General features: G+C 70.7%; 14 protein-coding genes and 2 pseudogenes. 7 read left to right on the top strand and 9 right to left on the bottom strand.

The annotated features are described in order from the left end of the window. Positions 1 to 143: 143 nt before the first annotated feature. Both ACZ4WS_RS19190 and ACZ4WS_RS19195 read left to right on the top strand, forming a co-directional pair. The gene (locus ACZ4WS_RS19190; protein ID WP_467981842.1) at positions 144 to 1190 is read left to right on the top strand and encodes a rhamnogalacturonan acetylesterase; all 1047 of its coding nucleotides are present in this window, start codon (positions 144 to 146) and stop codon (positions 1188 to 1190) included. Between the two features lie 78 nt (positions 1191 to 1268). After that, positions 1269 to 2996, top strand: coding sequence for a DUF2264 domain-containing protein (locus tag ACZ4WS_RS19195; RefSeq protein ID WP_467981844.1), 1728 nt, complete (start codon positions 1269 to 1271; stop codon positions 2994 to 2996). Here ACZ4WS_RS19195 and ACZ4WS_RS19200 read toward each other — a convergent pair. Continuing rightward, positions 2941 to 3279, bottom strand: a complete 339-nt coding sequence (locus tag ACZ4WS_RS19200; RefSeq protein WP_467981846.1) for a hypothetical protein — start codon at positions 3277 to 3279, stop codon at positions 2941 to 2943. The two genes, ACZ4WS_RS19195 and ACZ4WS_RS19200, sit on opposite strands and share 56 nt — an antisense overlap. A gap of 128 nt (positions 3280 to 3407) precedes the next feature. Between ACZ4WS_RS19200 and ACZ4WS_RS19205 the strand changes: the two genes are divergently transcribed. Both ACZ4WS_RS19205 and ACZ4WS_RS19210 read left to right on the top strand, forming a co-directional pair. Then, positions 3408 to 3875, top strand: coding sequence for a hypothetical protein (locus tag ACZ4WS_RS19205; protein ID WP_467981848.1), 468 nt, complete (start codon positions 3408 to 3410; stop codon positions 3873 to 3875). Between the two features lie 11 nt (positions 3876 to 3886). Next, positions 3887 to 4669: an isocitrate lyase/PEP mutase family protein gene (locus ACZ4WS_RS19210; protein WP_467981849.1), complete on the top strand. Its 783-nt coding sequence runs from the start codon at positions 3887 to 3889 to the stop codon at positions 4667 to 4669. An 18-nt stretch (positions 4670 to 4687) separates the two neighbouring features. Here ACZ4WS_RS19210 and ACZ4WS_RS19215 read toward each other — a convergent pair. Further along, positions 4688 to 5977, bottom strand: a pseudogene (locus ACZ4WS_RS19215) (APC family permease); the annotation flags it as partial. Here ACZ4WS_RS19215 and ACZ4WS_RS19220 point away from each other — a divergent pair. After that, positions 5945 to 6409, top strand: a complete 465-nt coding sequence (locus tag ACZ4WS_RS19220; RefSeq protein WP_467981851.1) for an Lrp/AsnC family transcriptional regulator — start codon at positions 5945 to 5947, stop codon at positions 6407 to 6409. The pseudogene ACZ4WS_RS19215 and the gene ACZ4WS_RS19220 sit on opposite strands and share 33 nt — an antisense overlap. 57 nt (positions 6410 to 6466) lie before the next feature. On the opposite strand, the gene ACZ4WS_RS19225 is transcribed toward ACZ4WS_RS19220, so the two are convergent. The 3 genes and pseudogenes from ACZ4WS_RS19225 to ACZ4WS_RS19235 all read right to left on the bottom strand — a co-directional run. After that, the gene (locus tag ACZ4WS_RS19225; protein ID WP_467981852.1) at positions 6467 to 7051 is read right to left on the bottom strand and encodes a TetR/AcrR family transcriptional regulator; all 585 of its coding nucleotides are present in this window, start codon (positions 7049 to 7051) and stop codon (positions 6467 to 6469) included. Positions 7052 to 7121: 70 nt separating this feature from the next. Beyond that, positions 7122 to 7373, bottom strand: a complete 252-nt coding sequence (locus ACZ4WS_RS19230; RefSeq protein WP_467981854.1) for a DUF397 domain-containing protein — start codon at positions 7371 to 7373, stop codon at positions 7122 to 7124. Further along, positions 7370 to 7609, bottom strand: a pseudogene (locus ACZ4WS_RS19235) (Scr1 family TA system antitoxin-like transcriptional regulator); the annotation flags it as partial. The pseudogene ACZ4WS_RS19235 and the gene ACZ4WS_RS19230, both read right to left, overlap by 4 nt. 11 nt (positions 7610 to 7620) lie before the next feature. Between ACZ4WS_RS19235 and ACZ4WS_RS19240 the strand changes: the two are divergent. Next, a complete protein-coding gene (locus ACZ4WS_RS19240) occupies positions 7621 to 7818 on the top strand; it encodes an ATP-binding protein (RefSeq protein WP_467981856.1) in 198 nt (65 codons plus the stop codon). 157 nt (positions 7819 to 7975) lie between these two features. Here the strand turns inward: ACZ4WS_RS19240 and ACZ4WS_RS19245 are convergent, their stop codons facing one another. Beyond that, positions 7976 to 9055 (bottom strand): glycoside hydrolase family 10 protein, encoded by a 1080-nt coding sequence (locus ACZ4WS_RS19245; protein WP_467981858.1) that lies wholly within the window; start codon positions 9053 to 9055, stop codon positions 7976 to 7978. 226 nt (positions 9056 to 9281) lie between these two features. On the opposite strand from ACZ4WS_RS19245, the gene ACZ4WS_RS19250 reads away from it, so the two are divergent. Next, the gene (locus tag ACZ4WS_RS19250) at positions 9282 to 11279 is read left to right on the top strand and encodes a calcium-binding protein (RefSeq protein ID WP_467981859.1); all 1998 of its coding nucleotides are present in this window, start codon (positions 9282 to 9284) and stop codon (positions 11277 to 11279) included. 150 nt (positions 11280 to 11429) lie between these two features. Here ACZ4WS_RS19250 and ACZ4WS_RS19255 read toward each other — a convergent pair whose 3' ends face one another. Genes ACZ4WS_RS19255 through ACZ4WS_RS19265 form a run of 3 tightly spaced genes read right to left on the bottom strand, consistent with a single transcriptional unit; the run spans position 11430 to position 14118 of the window. Beyond that, a complete protein-coding gene (locus ACZ4WS_RS19255; RefSeq protein ID WP_467981861.1) occupies positions 11430 to 12263 on the bottom strand; it encodes an ABC transporter permease in 834 nt (277 codons plus the stop codon). Between the two features lie 2 nt (positions 12264 to 12265). Beyond that, positions 12266 to 13126, bottom strand: a complete 861-nt coding sequence (locus ACZ4WS_RS19260; protein WP_467981863.1) for an ABC transporter permease — start codon at positions 13124 to 13126, stop codon at positions 12266 to 12268. Continuing rightward, positions 13123 to 14118 (bottom strand): ABC transporter ATP-binding protein, encoded by a 996-nt coding sequence (locus ACZ4WS_RS19265; protein ID WP_467981864.1) that lies wholly within the window; start codon positions 14116 to 14118, stop codon positions 13123 to 13125. Before ACZ4WS_RS19265 ends, ACZ4WS_RS19260 begins: the two co-directional genes overlap by 4 nt. Between the last annotated feature and the right edge of the window lie 16 nt (positions 14119 to 14134).

The following is a 14134-nucleotide window of genomic DNA, read 5'->3' on the forward strand; positions in this document are numbered from 1 at the left end:
GACAGTTGAATCGATTTCGCGAAAGGGCTTTCGCGCGCTGGGAGTTGGCAATCACGTGAAATTGAGCCGCGGACTAGAAAGCGCTTGCCCGGAGCGGTACGGTCCAGCGGCCAGGTCTTGTCGCCCTGTTGGAGGAGCCGCACATGAGACGTTTCAATATCGCCGTGCTGGTGGCGCTCACCGCCGCCGCCGCGCTCTCGGTCACACCGGCGCAGGCAGGCGAGGGGCGGTCTGCCCTGGGCCCGGAGAACTGCACCGCGACCGCCTGTCACTTCGACGTCGCGCCCGGCACGTACGACGTCCGTGTGGTCCTCGGCGGCGACACCGCGGCCAGTACCGCCATCAGCGGCGAGACCCGCCGCTCCCTGCTCCCCGAGACCGCCACCGAGGCGGGTCACCGGGTGGCCCGCAGCTTCACCGTGAACGTCCGCACCCCCGAGGGCGAGCCGACCGGCCCCGAGGGCACGCCCGGCCTGGACCTCGTCCTCGGCGGCTCGGCACCCGCGCTGGCCGACATCCGGGTGACCCCGGCCCGCTCCCACACCCGCCAGATCTTCCTGGTCGGCGACTCGACGGTTTGCGACCAGCCCGGCGACCCGTACTCGGGCTGGGGCCAGCAGCTGCCCCAGTACCTCCGCAAGGGCCTCTCGGTCGCCAACTACGCGGATTCCGGCGAGAGTACGGTCACCTACCTCGCCACCCCGGCGCTCTTCCCGACCGTCCAGCCGCTGATCCGCAGGCACGACCTGGTCCTCATCCAGCTCGCCCACAACGACAAGACGACCGACGAGCCGACGTACCGCGCCAACCTGGAAACCCTCGTCGCGGGCGTCCGCGCACAGGGCGGCGAGCCCGTCCTCGTCACCCCCATCGTCCGCCGCTGGTTCAACGCGGACGGCACCTTGAACAACAACACCGCATTGCTGGTGAACGGCCTGGGCGTCGACCACCCGGCCGTCATCCGCTCGGTCGCCGCCGCGGAGAACGTCCCGCTCATCGACCTCACGGCCAAGACCAAGGCGCTCGTCGAGTCCCTGGGCGTCGAAGGCTCCAAGGCGATCTACCTCTACAACGAGAAGAAGGACAACACGCACACCTCGGTGCACGGCGCGACGGTGTACGCGGGTCTGGTCCGTGACGAACTCGTCGCCCAGCATCTGGTGCCGGAGGGCCTGGTGAGGGTGGGATGAACCCCTGGGGCGTTCCGACCGGAACCGGGGCGCCCCAGGTACCAGACGATCGGCCCACCGAGACAGGAAGTCCGACCGATGCCCCCTGAGGTCTCCGAGGACCGCACGCTCAGTCCGTACACCGGCTGCACCCGCGCCCACTGGGAGGCGGCCGCCGACTCGCTGCTCGCCGCCGTCGCGCCGTACGCGACCGAGGACGGCGCGCTCTACCACCTCCCCGGCGAGCACACGAGCTGGTCCGGCCGGCTCTCCGACGGCCTGGAGGGCTACGCGCGCACACTGCTCCTCGCCGCCTTCCGCCGCGACGAGAAGGCCCTGGAGCGGTACGCGGACGGCCTCGCCGCCGGAACCGCCGGTGTCTGGCCCCGCGTCGAGGACCGAAGCCAGCCGCTCGTCGAGGCCGCGTCGATCGCCCTCGCGCTGCGCCTGACCCGGCCGCTGCTGTGGGACCGCCTGGACGACGGCGTACGGCAGCGGGCAGCCGAGTGGCTCGGCGACGCGCTGACGGCCGAACCCTGGGCCTGCAACTGGGAGTTGTTCCCCGTGACGGTCGGCGGCTTCCTCCAGGAGATCGGCTACGAGCCCGACGCCTCGCGCGCCGCGATCGACCGCGGCCTGGACCGCATCGAGCAGTGGTACGTCGGCGACGGCTGGTACACCGACGGCCCGGGGCGCGCCTTCGACTACTACAACGGCTGGGCCATGCACCTGTACCCCGTGCTGCACGCCTGGCTGGCCGACGACACCCGGCTGCTCGACCTGTACGGGGGCCGACTGGAAGTCCATCTCGCCGACTACGCCCTCCTGTTCGGCGGCGACGGCGCCCCGATGCACCAGGGCCGCTCCCTGACGTACCGCTTCGCGACCACCGCACCGCTGTGGCTCGGCGCCCTCACCGGACGTACGCCCCTGCCGCCGGGCGAGACCCGGCGGCTGGCCTCCGGCGCGCTGCGCTACTTCCTCGACCGGGGAGCGGTCGACGACCGGGGCCTGCTCACCCTCGGCTGGCACGGACCCAACGAGGCGGTCCTGCAAGGTTATTCGGGCCCGGCGTCCCCGTACTGGGCGAGCAAGGGCTTCCTCGGCCTGCTCCTGCCGCCGGAGCACGAGGTGTGGACGGCAAAGGAGGAGCCCGGCCCGACCGAGCGGGGTGACGCGGTCACCGCCGTCCACCCGCCCAACTGGCTCCTCCAGTCGACCAGTTCCGACGGTCTGGTGCGCCTCCACAACCACGGGAGCGAGGACGTCCGTTACGACCCGTACTACACGCGGCTCGCGTACTCGACGGTGACGGGGCCGACGGTGACGGAGCCGTCGGCGTCCTACGACAACAGCGTGGTCGTCGGGGGCGACGCGAGCCGTACGGGCATCGAACCGCTGGGTGCGGGCGAGGGATGGGTGGCGTCGCGTCATACGGTCTCCGAGGGCATCGGGGTCACCAGCCTCGTGGTCGCCCGGGGGGCGGTGGAGGTGCGAGCCCACCTGGTGTCGGGGGCGCCTCCCGGCACCCCGGTGCGCGTCACGGGGTGGGCCGCCGGTGACGGCGTACGCACCGAACTGCTCCCCGTGCACGGCCTGTTGGGCTCTTCAGGCGCCACGGAGGACGAAGAAGCGACCCTTTTCGTCGCTCTCGCCCGCCTCACCGCCGATCCGGACCCCCTGCCCCTCACGGAGTTGGTGTCCGTGAAGGTCGAGGGGGCGTACGACGTGCGCGTGAACTGGGCCTCCGGCCCGCAGGCCCATTTCCGCTTCAGAGCTCCAGACGGCCGATCTTCAGAGTCGTCGTGGTCGGTGAAGCCCCTGTGAGCGCGCTCGTGTAGGACGGGGTGACAGGGGCGTATGCCCAGGTCAGCGAACCGTTTGGAAGGGCGGCGAGGTCGCCGGAGATACGGGCCTGCACGACCTTGTCCGCCGTGCCGCCACCGTCGCTGCCCGAGCCCGTCGTGGTCGCCGTCGCGTACCACGCCCCGGCCAGCAGGGACGCGGCCGCGAGCGCGCCCACGACGGGCTTGCGGGCGATACGGCGACGGCTGCGGCGGCGGTGCGAGGCCGTGCGTCCTTCGCTTGCTGCGCGTCTTGCGGTTGTCATGCCTCGAAGTCGCCGCCGACGGGTGGAAGGTTGCCTCGAAGCCGCCGGCTGGGGGTGGGAGGGCCGCCTCGCTGGTCACGGGTACGGTTCGGCGGGCGCCGAAGGGTTCCGCATCTAGCGTTCTTGCCATGAACGATTCCTCGCAGGAAACGCAGGAGAACCCGGTCGAAGCCGTCGTGAGCATGGTGGACCACGTCCTCGACCTGGCGGCGACCTGGACCGCCTGGGACGGCAAGCCCGCCCATGTCGACGACCGCGTCTACACCCCGCACAAGGCGATCCGCCGTGTCGCCGACCATCTCGTCGACCACCTGGCCGAGTTGGAGGCCCGCCTCGTCGGCGAACAGCCGCAGCCCGACCACTGGCACGCCTCGACGAGCACCACGGCAGCCGACCTCGCGCCCTTCACGCAGGACGACCTCGACGAGGCGCGCAGCCGCCTCACCCGGCTCGCCCGGATCTGGGCGAACCGGCTCACCGCGCTGACCGAGGAACAGCTCGACGACTCGCCGGGGGAGGGCTGGACGTTCCGCGAACTTGCCCTGCACCTCAAGGAATCGACGTACTACGCCGATGCCGTCGGGAGGTTGACATGATTGAAGTTGACATGACTGAAGTCGGCATGACCCCCTTCGCCGCGCTCCATCACACCGATGTGCCGCTCCTCCTGCCCAACGCCTGGGACCACGCCTCGGCGACGGCCCTCGCCGCCCAGGGCTTCACGGCGATCGGCACCACGAGTCTCGGTGTCGCCGCTGCCGCCGGTCTGCCCGACGGGGCGGCCGCGACCCGGGACGCCACGTTCCGGCTCGCCCGGCAGCTCGGCCCGGCCCCCTTCCTGCTGTCGGTCGACGCCGAGGACGGGTTCGGGCAAGATCCTGACGACGTCGCGGAGTTGGCGCGCGAACTGGCCGCCGCCGGAGTGGTCGGCATCAACCTTGAGGACGGTCTGGCGTCCGTGGACCGGCACGCCGCGAAGATCGCCGCGGTGAAGGCCGCCGTACCGGACCTCTTCGTGAACGCCCGCACCGACACGTACTGGCTCGGCGACGGCGGCCAGGCCGAGACGTGCCGCCGCCTCGACGCCTACCAACAGGCGGGCGCCGACGGCGTGTTCGTCCCCGGGCTGAGCGACGCGGCCCGCATCACCGCCCTCGTGAAAACCCTCGACGTGCCGCTCAACATCCTCTACTCACCTCTGGGTCCCACCGTGGCCCAACTCGGCGACCTCGGAGTGCGCAGGGTCAGCCTCGGGTCGCTCCTGTACCGGACGGCGCTCGGCGCCGCCTTGGACGCGGTCGCGGACATCCGGACCGGCCGCCCGCCGCGGGGCGTCGTGCCGACGTACGCCGAGGTGCAGGCGCTCAGCACACAGAGCCCCCACCCCTAGCACCAGCGGAACCACCAGATACACCCCGCAGAAAACCAGGACGACGGTGACCAGCGCGCTCCCCGCGTACGCGCTCCGGCGCAGCAGACTCCGCCGCGGGAGGAGCACGACCGCGGCGAGCATTCCGGCCAGCGTGACGGCGGCGAGGCAGGCCGACGTCGCCCGGAGCAGCACTTCCAGGCCGATCACGCCCGGTGCGGCGGCGAGCAGCACGGCCGCACAGGCCCCGGCGAGTCGCAGCAGACTCCGCCGTACAGTCACCGTCCGCGGGCCCTCGGCAAGTGCCGCACCCAGCCGGGCGCCGCCCGCCAGATACGCGTTGACGGCGCCGAAGGTCAGCAGCACCGCCGCACCCGCGGCCACTCCACGGGCGTACGAGCCGATGCCGCGCTCCAGGACGAGGGTGAGCGGCGTCGACGTCGTCCCGGCCCGGGTGCCCAGGACGCCGATGGTGACGACCGCGAGGCCGAGGTAGAGGCAGGAGACGACGGCCCAGGCCAGCAGGGTCACGCGGGGCAGATCACGTTCCGGCGCCGCGAACTCGCCGGACAGATGGCTGATCGCCTCCCACCCCGCGAAGGCGAAGAACAGCACGCTCGCCGCGCTGCCGACCGAGGACCAGCCGTGCGGGAGGAAGGGCGCGAAGTGCGCTGCCCGGAGGTGCGCCGAGCTCACCGCGACGGTCACGCACAGGAGCAGGGCGAGCAGCCCCGCCATGAGCAACTGGACATGCCCGGACACCCGCAGCCCCATCAGGTTCGCGCCCACCGCGGCGGCCAGCACCAGCGCGGCCACTACCGGTGCGGCCCCGCTGCCCCACCCGGCCGCCGCGGCTACGTACTCGCCGCCGATCAGCGCCGCTGCGGGCACGCCGAGCGGGACGGCCCAGTAGAACCACCAGCCGACGGGCGCGGCGGCCCGCGCCCCGAAAGCCCGGCGGACGAACGCCGAGACGCCGCCTCCGTCAGGGTGCCGGGCGCCGAGCGCCGCGAACACCAGGGCGACCGGCAGGCTCAGTGCGATCAGCCCCGTCCAGGCCAGGATCGACGCGGGCCCGGCCGCGGCGGCGGCAGAGGAGGGCAGGGCCAGCACCCCGGGCCCCAGGACGGCTCCCATGCACAGGGCTGTGCCGGTACGCAGCCCCAGCCCTGTTCGTACGTTCGTCACCGCGCCTCCTCGCTCACTGTTCGGCAGCTCGCGGTGAACGTAGGCAGAGAGGGCACCGCACCGCGGATCCGCCGAATTCAATTCGGTACGGACGGCAGAATGACTCCCATGGACGAACTTGATTCGGCGATCGTGGAGCACCTCCAGCGCGATGCGCGGCAGACCAACCGGGAGCTGGCCGGCAAGCTCGGCATCGCGCCGTCCACCTGCCTCGAACGCGTGCGGGCGCTGCGCAACCGCGGAGTGATCACCGGCTATCACGCGGCCGTCGACCTGCGCGCCCTCAACCGACCCGTGCAGGCCCTACTCTCCGTGCAGGTAAGGCCGTTGAGCCGCGAAGTCATCGAGGGCTTCAAGAGCTACGCCGCCCAACTGCCCGAGGTCCTATCGGTGTTCGTCGTCGCAGGCAGCGAGGACTTCCTCGTCCACGTCGCCGTACCGGACGTCGACCACCTGCACGCCTTCCTCCTGGACCGCTTCAGCAAGCGCCGCGAGATCGTCAACTTCCGCAGCTCGGTGATCTATCAGCACCTGAGCAATCCGGTGACGAGTCCGCTGGGGTCAGCTGAGTGACCGCCGGGGTGATCAGCAGGACGGGCCCGTTGCCGCGCACGTCGTAGTACCGGTCACTCATTCGTCGCCGTCCTTCGTCTGCGGCCAGTGCTCCAGTGCCACGTGCAGGGCGCCCAACGCCCGCTCCCAGGACGTCTGTACGTCACGGGGCGCGCCGAATCCGCCGATGGCTTCGAGGGAGCAGTAACCATGGAAGGTGCTGCGCAACAGCCGTACGGCGTCGGTGAGATCGGGCTCGGACAGCCCGTACGCGCGAAGCATTCCGTACGTGACCTCGGCGGTGCGCCGGCCCGCGGTGGACTCGGCGGCGACGGCGGGGTCGAGCTGCATGTGAGTGGCGCGGTACCGTCCGGGCCGCTCCAGCGCGTACTCCCGGTAGGCGCCCGCGAAGGCGACGAGCGCGTCCTTGCCCGCCCGACCGGCCACGGCGGTGGCGATCCGGTCGATCATCTCGCCGGCCGCGAGCAGCGCGATCCGTGACCGCAGCTCCTGCACGTTCTTGACGTGCGAGTACAGACTCGCGTCCTTCACCCCGAACTGCCGCGCCAGTGCCGTCACGGTGACGTTCTCGAACCCGACCTCGTCCGCGAGATCGGCCGCGGCTGCCACGACACGGTCGGTCGTGAGCCCTGCGCGAGCCATGGGGACCACCTCTGTGACACATACCTAGACTGTCTAGGTAATAGCCTAGTCGACCCCGAACCGTATCTCGTCACCCACGGGTGGCGAACTCCAGGAAGTCCGCCCAGGTGGTGGGGGAGAGGGGGAGGTGGGGGCCGCGGGTGTTCTTGGAGTCGCGGATGTGGATGGTGGTGGGGCAGGTGGCTACTTCGACGCAGTCGCCCTGGCTGCCGCTGCTGTAGCTGGACTTGCGCCAGGAGAGGGCGGCTTCGACACAGTCGTCGCCTTGTGAGCCGCTGTAACTGCTCTTGAACCAGGCGAGTTCGGTTGTGGTGGTGCTCATAGCGCTCCTCGCATCTCCCGGAGCAGGCTCACTGAGTCTTCGGGCGTGAGAGCCTGTGAGCGCATCTTGGCATACCGCTGCTGGATCAAGCTGATCTCCTTCCGGTCGGAGACCGGAACGCCGGTCTGCTGCCCCTCCGAGTACGCGAACCACTCGTTCTCCGGGGACTCCAGCAGCTGCACCGGGCCGTCGAGGCCTGCGTGCTTCGTCTGCCGAAGGGGCATCAGCTGCAACTCGCGTACGACTGGTGCTGCGCGAGGGCGTCGTACGCGTGAAGGTGGCCGACGGGCGGACGGACCGGCTGCCCGCGCTTCAGGAGCCGGCCGACGAGGGCGGGCGCGGGCTGCTGCTCGTCGCGGCGGTCGCGGAGCGGTGGGGTGTGGAGCCCCGGCCGGGCGCGCCGTACAAGGTCGTCTGGGCGGAGGTCCGCGTGCGCGGCCGGTGAGGCGGGCAGTCGGCTGGAACTGTCGTGACGGTTCCAGCCGACGTTGCTCCCCCCACCGACCACGCTACGGAAGCGACGGCGGCGCGAGTCTACGGCCAGTCGGCGCGCGACCTCCGGCACGGCGGACGAGGACAGCCGGGGGTGCTGAAGAGCCCTTCTACGCCGCCGGATTGAGCCCGTTCGACAGCCCGGTGTAGGCGGGCTTCGCCGCGTAGCTCTCGTCGTACGGCAGGGCGGCGCCGTACCCGCTGAAAGTCCCCGGGATCCACGAGTACTTGTCGCTGACGCCCCACACCGTGACGCCCGCGCAGCGCGCGACGCCCAGGCAGTTCTCGCTGCCCGTCTTGTAGTCGGCGGACTGCTGGGCGAGTTCGGCGGAGGAGGCGGGCAGCGGGATGCGGATGTCGAGTTCGGTGACCGAGACTTCGAGGCCGAGGTCGGAGAAGCGCTTGAGATTGGCCTTCATGGTGGACGGCACCTGCCCGACCACGAAGTGCGACTGGAACCCGATGCCGTTCAACGGCACGCCGTCGGCGAGGAATTGCTTGGCGAGCGTGTACAGGGCGTCGCTCTTCGCGTTGTCCGCCTCGATGTTGTAGTCGTTGATGTACAGCTTGGCGGCGGGGTCGGCGGCATGCGCCCACCGCAGGGCGTTCGCGATGTACCCGGTCCCGAGCTTGTCCTGCCACAGCGAACTGCGCATCGAACCGTCCTCGTTGAACGCCTCGTTGACGACGTCCCAGGCGTACACCTTGCCCTTGTACCGCCCGACGGTCGTGTCGATATGACCCTTGAGGATGGTGTTCAGCTCGGAGGCGGAGAAGTTCCCGTTCTTCAGCCAGGACGGCAGCTGGCTGTACCAGGCCAGCGTGTGCCCTCGTACACCCTGATTGTGCGCCACGGCATGCGCGACGAGCCGGTCGGCCGCGGCCCAGTTGTACGAACCCCGACTGGGCTCGACGGCGTCCCACTTCATCGCGTTCTCCGCGGTCACCGAGTTGAACTCCCGGTCCAGCACGGCCGTGTACGCCGAGTCGGAGGTCAACGGAGTGTCGCCGACGGCCGCGCCGATCTTCACGCCGCGGCCGTCCGCGTACCCGCGCAGCGTGGTGGCGGCACTGGCGTCGGGCGTGAGCTGTGGCAACGCGACGGCCGCCGCGGCGATGAGCGTGCCTGCGGCTACGAGGGGAAGGGGTCGCAGATGCCGGCGACGATGACGTACGGGTAATTGCTGCACGGCTACTCCTCTGGTCCTTGCGGAAGGGGACGGGGGTGTGCGGGTGCGGTGCTTCCCCGTTGTGTTGCCGCCGCGGGAAAGAAGGTTGCCTTCGGATACGGCCCCCTCCCGGTCGGCCGGGGCGGCACGCCGTCGTCACTCCGGCGGGTGGATCTGCGGCGTCCAGTGAGCCCAGCGCGTGGCCCGGCGTCGGGGTGTCTCGCATGTGTGTCCGGATGCTGGGCGCATGTCCACCCTCACTTCTCGCCCTACGTGCCGCTCACGCTGGCGGCAGGTCGCGACGACCCTGGCCGTGGCGCTGGCGGTCGTCGTCGCGCTGCCCGGCCACGCGCTCGCCGCGCCCGGCGATCTCGACCCGTCCTTCGGCAGCGGCGGCAAGGTCACCGTCGACCGTGGCTCGGAGGGCGGCTCGGACGCCGTCCTCCAGCCCGACGGCAAGATCGTCACCGTGGGCACCAATGCCCAGGCCGGGGCGACCACTTACGACTTCTCCGTCATGCGGCACAACGCCGACGGCAGCCTCGACACCTCGTTCGGCAGCGGCGGGGAGGTGGTCACCGACTACGCGGGCGGGTCGGATGTGGCCGGGGGTGTCGCGCTCCAGTCCGACGGAAAGATCGTCGTGGTCGGCACCTCCGAGGTCCCGGACGAGGGCTGCTGCTGGTTCACGCTGGCCCGCTACAACGCGAACGGCACCCTGGACACCGCGTTCGGCGACAACGGCTGGATCCGCGTCCAGGAATTCGGCGGTGCCTCGGACGGCGCATCGATCGCCGTGCAGCCCGACGGGCGGATCGTCGCGGCGGGCCAGTCCGGTGGCCGGTTCGCGGTGGTGCGCTATCTCCCCGACGGCAGTCCCGACCTGGGCTTCGGCGTCGCCGGCCAAGTCGTCGACGACTTCGGGGACCGCTTCACCGGCGCGCTCGGGCACGACATGGCGCTCCAGCCGGACGGCCGGATCGTCGTCGCGGGCTACACGGGAAGCACCCGCTTCGACTTCGCGGTGGCCCGGTACAACACCGACGGCAGCCGGGACACCACCTTCGGTACCGGCGGCCACGTGATCACCGACTTCGGCGACTACGACGTGGCGAACAGCGTCGCCGTACAGTCCGACGGTCGGATCGTCGCGGCCGGATACACCGGCAGCGGCTTCGCGCTGGCCCGCTACAACACCAACGGCAGCCTCGACACCGGCTTCGGCACCGGCGGCCGTACGACCACCGACTTCGGTGGCGCCGGCGGCCAGGCGAACGACGTGGCGCTCCAGTCCGACGGCCGGATCGTCGCCGCGGGCGTCAGTGCGGGCAACTTCGCCCTGGCCCGGTACAACGTCAACGGCAGCCTGGACACCGGCTTCGGCACGGGCGGCCGTACGACCACCGACTTCGGCGACCAAGACGTGGCGAACGCCGTCGCCCTGCAGCCCGACGGCAAGATCGTCGCGTTCGGCGGCAGCGACGAAAACCGCGCACTGGCCCGCTACCTCGGCGGCGCCGGCAGCCCGCCCCCACCCCCGAGCGCGGATCTCGCGGTCACCAAGACCGGTACCACCACGGTCGCCATCAGCGACCGCGCCACCTACACCGTGACCGTCACCAACAACAGCACCACCACCTCCGCCACCGGCGTCGCCCTCTCCGACACGCTCAGCGGCCCGGCCGCTTCGGTCATCTCGGCGACGCCCGGCCAGGGCACCTGCACCACCACCGCCACCAGCGCCACTTGCTCCCTGGGCACCCTCGCCCCCGGCGCCCGCACCACGGTGACGGTCGTCGCCGAGCCGCGGGCCACCGGCACCCTCTCGAACCGGGCCGCGGTCACCGCCACCCAGACCGACCCGGCCACCGGCAACAACACCTCCACCGCGACCACCACGGTCAACAACTCCCGCGGCTGCACGATCATCGGCACCAGCGGCAACGACACCCTCAACGGCGGCTACGGCAACGACGTGGTCTGTGCCCTCGGCGGCGACGACACCGTCAACGCCAGCTTCGGCGACGACACCGTGTACGGCGGCTACGGCAACGACCGCCTCGACGGCAGCTACAGCAACGACACCCTGAACGGCGGCCCCGGCAACGACAACCTGATCGGCAACTACGGCAACGACAACCTCAACACCGTCGACAACGTCTCCGGCAACGACACGGCCAACGGAGGCCTGGGCACGGACACGTGCACAACGGATGCGGGGGACACGCGGATCAGCTGTCCCTAGGGAACATCGACGGCATCAGCGGCATCAGCGGCATCAGCGAGCGGGGCCCGGACCGGTCATCGGTCCGGGCCCCGTCGCCGTACGACGCTCCTCACTCCTTGACCGGTACCCGCCCCGCCGGCAGCGCCGCGCCCCGGCTCGCCGCAGTGCTCATCCGTTCACGCCGGTGTAGTGCCGCAGGCTCCAGCGCCACAGCAGTCGTGCGGCCAGATACGCGACCACGCCCAGCAGGGGGGATGCCGCGGCCAACCAGTACGGGACGCCGGTGTCGTGGCCGTGGCCGGTCAGGACGGCGGCTGGGAAGTAGGCCACGAACGCGAGCGGAAGGCCGAACGTCAGGAAACCGCCCACCGCCCTCGGCAGCACATTGAGCGGATAGCTGCCGAACGTGCCGAGGAGTTCCTCCAGCCAGCGGCCCCAGTAGTCGGCGGCCGGGAAGCGCAGCGAGGCGCAGGCCACCGCCGTGAACAGGGCGGCCTCCAGGAGCATCCCGCCGAGCACACAGACGACGAGGTACGAGATCCGGGCGGCGTTCCAGTCCAGGTGGCTGTGGCTCAGCGCGCCCGCCATCAGGCCCGCCGCCACCGTCAGGTCGCCGATCGCGTTGGTGGGGAAGTAGGAGAGCTGGAGCTGGCGGTAGACCGGCATCGGCCGGACGAGATAGGTGTCGATCACTCCCTCCTGGATGCGGTGGCCGAGTCCGTGCACCCGCCCCAGGAAGAGTACGAAGAGGCCGTGCGCCACCAGCCGCGTCGCCGCGATCAGCAGGACGTCCTCGCTCGCCCAGCCGCCCATCCCGGTGAACCGGGTGAGCAGCACCGTCGCGAACACGATCACCGACACCTGCCAGACCGCGCCGATCGCGATCATCAGCAGAAACTCGGCGCGATACTCCAGCTGCGCGCGGAAGTTGAGACGAGTGATGCGCCACGCCACCCGCCAGGCCTGCAAGGGATGCGAAGACTGCGAAGACTGCGAGGACATGGTCAGCCTCCCTGGGAGATCACTCGCCGGGCAGCGCGCCGCCACAGCAGTCGGGTGAACAGGGCGAGCGCCACCACCCAGGCGGCCTGGAGGGCGAGCTGCGGGCCCGCGTCGGACACCGGTATCCGGCCCACGTACAGCGACAACGGCACACTGAGCGTCGCCTGGAACGGCAGGAAGCGGCTGAGCGTGATGAACCAGTCGGGGAAGAACCACAGCGGCGCGTACACCCCCGACAGCAGGTTCTGCGCGAAGATCAGGATCATGATCGCGACGTCGTTGTGGAGCGTCCAGAAGCAGAGCTGGTCGATGACGAGCATGACGTAATAGAGAACCCACTGGCCGAGCAGCACGCTCAGTGCGAACACCCCCGCCACGGCGGCGGACTTCGGGGGTTCCACGACCCCGGCGGCCAGACAGATCACGAATCCGGCCAACGCCCAGATGAATCCGTAGAGTTGCTCGCCGAGCGCCCGCAGCGCGTAGTAGCGCTGCGGGGGCAGCGGGCGCAGATACCAGTACACGATGGTGCCGAAGTGCATGTGCTGCTGGACGGTGTCGCGGCCCGAGTGCTGGTCCAACTCCCGTATCCGGGTGGCCAGTACGGCGAGTACGGCATACGTGACGGCCTGGTCGCGGCTCATCCCGGCGGTGGTTCCGGTCGCCGCGTACAGGCCGCGCCACAGCGATGTCACCAGCACCACCTGCACGGTGAGCCGGAGCAGCGCGGCGGTCATCCGGGGCGGGGTGTGCAGCTCGCCGAGCGGGGTGACCCGGGCGACCCGCCAGCCGCGCAGGGCGGACGGTGTGGCGTGCGGGGTGGACGGCGTGGCGCGCCGGGTGGAGCGTGAGGCCACGCTCATGATTCCCCCGCCTGGACGTACGCCGCTCGCATCACGTCCTCCAAGTCGGCCTCGTCCAGGGCGACATCGGTCACCTCGTACCGCTCGATGACCTGCTTCAGCGCCTGGTGGACTGTCGGGGCGGTTTCCCCGTCCGGCCCGAACACCACCTGCGGGCCCTCGCGCCGCAGCAGCGCGATCCCGGGCAGCGGCTCGACGCGGGCGTGCGGATCCGCCAGCGTGGCCCGCACCTGCCAGGTCGAGCCGAACTTGCGGCGGATCTCGTCGAGCGTGCCGTCGAGGACGAGCCGCCCGTGGTTGATCAGGACGACGCGCTCGGCGAGCCGCCCGACCTCCGTCATGTCGTGCGTGGTGAGCAGCACCGTCCGGCCGCGTTCCTCCACCTGGTGCTTGAGGAAGCCGCGCACCTGCTCCTTGACCACCACATCCATGCCGATGGTCGGTTCGTCGAGGAACACCACCGGCGGATCGTGGAGCAGTGCGGCGGCCAGGTCGCAGCGCACCCGCTGGCCGAGCGAGAGATGCCGCACCCGGGTGTCCCAGAAGGAGGAGAGGTCGAGCAGGTCGTCGAACTCACCCAACCGGGAGCGGTGTTCCCGCTCCGGCACCCCGTAGATGTCGCGGAGGATGCTGAACGACTCGCGCACCGGCAGGTCCCACCACAGCTGGGTGCGCTGTCCGAACACCGCGCCGATGTTGCGCGCGTTGCGCTCGCGCTCCTCGTACGGGACCACACCCGCGACGCGCGCCTCGCCGGCCGTGGGGGTCAGGATGCCGGTGAGCATCTTGATGGTGGTGGACTTGCCCGCGCCGTTCGGCCCGAGCAGGGCGAGCAGTTCGCCGGGGGCCACGTCGAAGGTGACGTCGGAGACGGCCTCCTTCGCGACCCGCTCGGGACTGACGAGGGACTTCAGGGCGCCGGTGAACCCGGGGCGGCGGACGGTGGTGTGAAAGGTGCGGGACAGACCGCGGACTTGGATGCTGCCGTTCACACCACTGACTCCGTGT

This window comes from Streptomyces sp. NPDC029292 (assembly GCF_055569295.1).

Excerpts from the sequence above, each read along its gene's own strand:
- ACZ4WS_RS19190 (WP_467981842.1), top strand. The coding sequence starts at position 144 with ATGAGACGTTTCAATATCGCCGTGCTGGTGGCGCTCACCGCCGCCGCC.
- ACZ4WS_RS19195 (WP_467981844.1), top strand. The coding sequence starts at position 1,269 with ATGCCCCCTGAGGTCTCCGAGGACCGCACGCTCAGTCCGTACACCGGC.
- ACZ4WS_RS19200 (WP_467981846.1), bottom strand. The coding sequence starts at position 3,279 with ATGACAACCGCAAGACGCGCAGCAAGCGAAGGACGCACGGCCTCGCAC.
- ACZ4WS_RS19205 (WP_467981848.1), top strand. The coding sequence starts at position 3,408 with ATGAACGATTCCTCGCAGGAAACGCAGGAGAACCCGGTCGAAGCCGTC.
- ACZ4WS_RS19210 (WP_467981849.1), top strand. The coding sequence starts at position 3,887 with ATGACTGAAGTCGGCATGACCCCCTTCGCCGCGCTCCATCACACCGAT.
- ACZ4WS_RS19220 (WP_467981851.1), top strand. The coding sequence starts at position 5,945 with ATGGACGAACTTGATTCGGCGATCGTGGAGCACCTCCAGCGCGATGCG.
- ACZ4WS_RS19225 (WP_467981852.1), bottom strand. The coding sequence starts at position 7,051 with ATGGCTCGCGCAGGGCTCACGACCGACCGTGTCGTGGCAGCCGCGGCC.
- ACZ4WS_RS19230 (WP_467981854.1), bottom strand. The coding sequence starts at position 7,373 with ATGAGCACCACCACAACCGAACTCGCCTGGTTCAAGAGCAGTTACAGC.
- ACZ4WS_RS19250 (WP_467981859.1), top strand. The coding sequence starts at position 9,282 with ATGTCCACCCTCACTTCTCGCCCTACGTGCCGCTCACGCTGGCGGCAG.
- ACZ4WS_RS19255 (WP_467981861.1), bottom strand. The coding sequence starts at position 12,263 with ATGTCCTCGCAGTCTTCGCAGTCTTCGCATCCCTTGCAGGCCTGGCGG.
- ACZ4WS_RS19260 (WP_467981863.1), bottom strand. The coding sequence starts at position 13,126 with ATGAGCGTGGCCTCACGCTCCACCCGGCGCGCCACGCCGTCCACCCCG.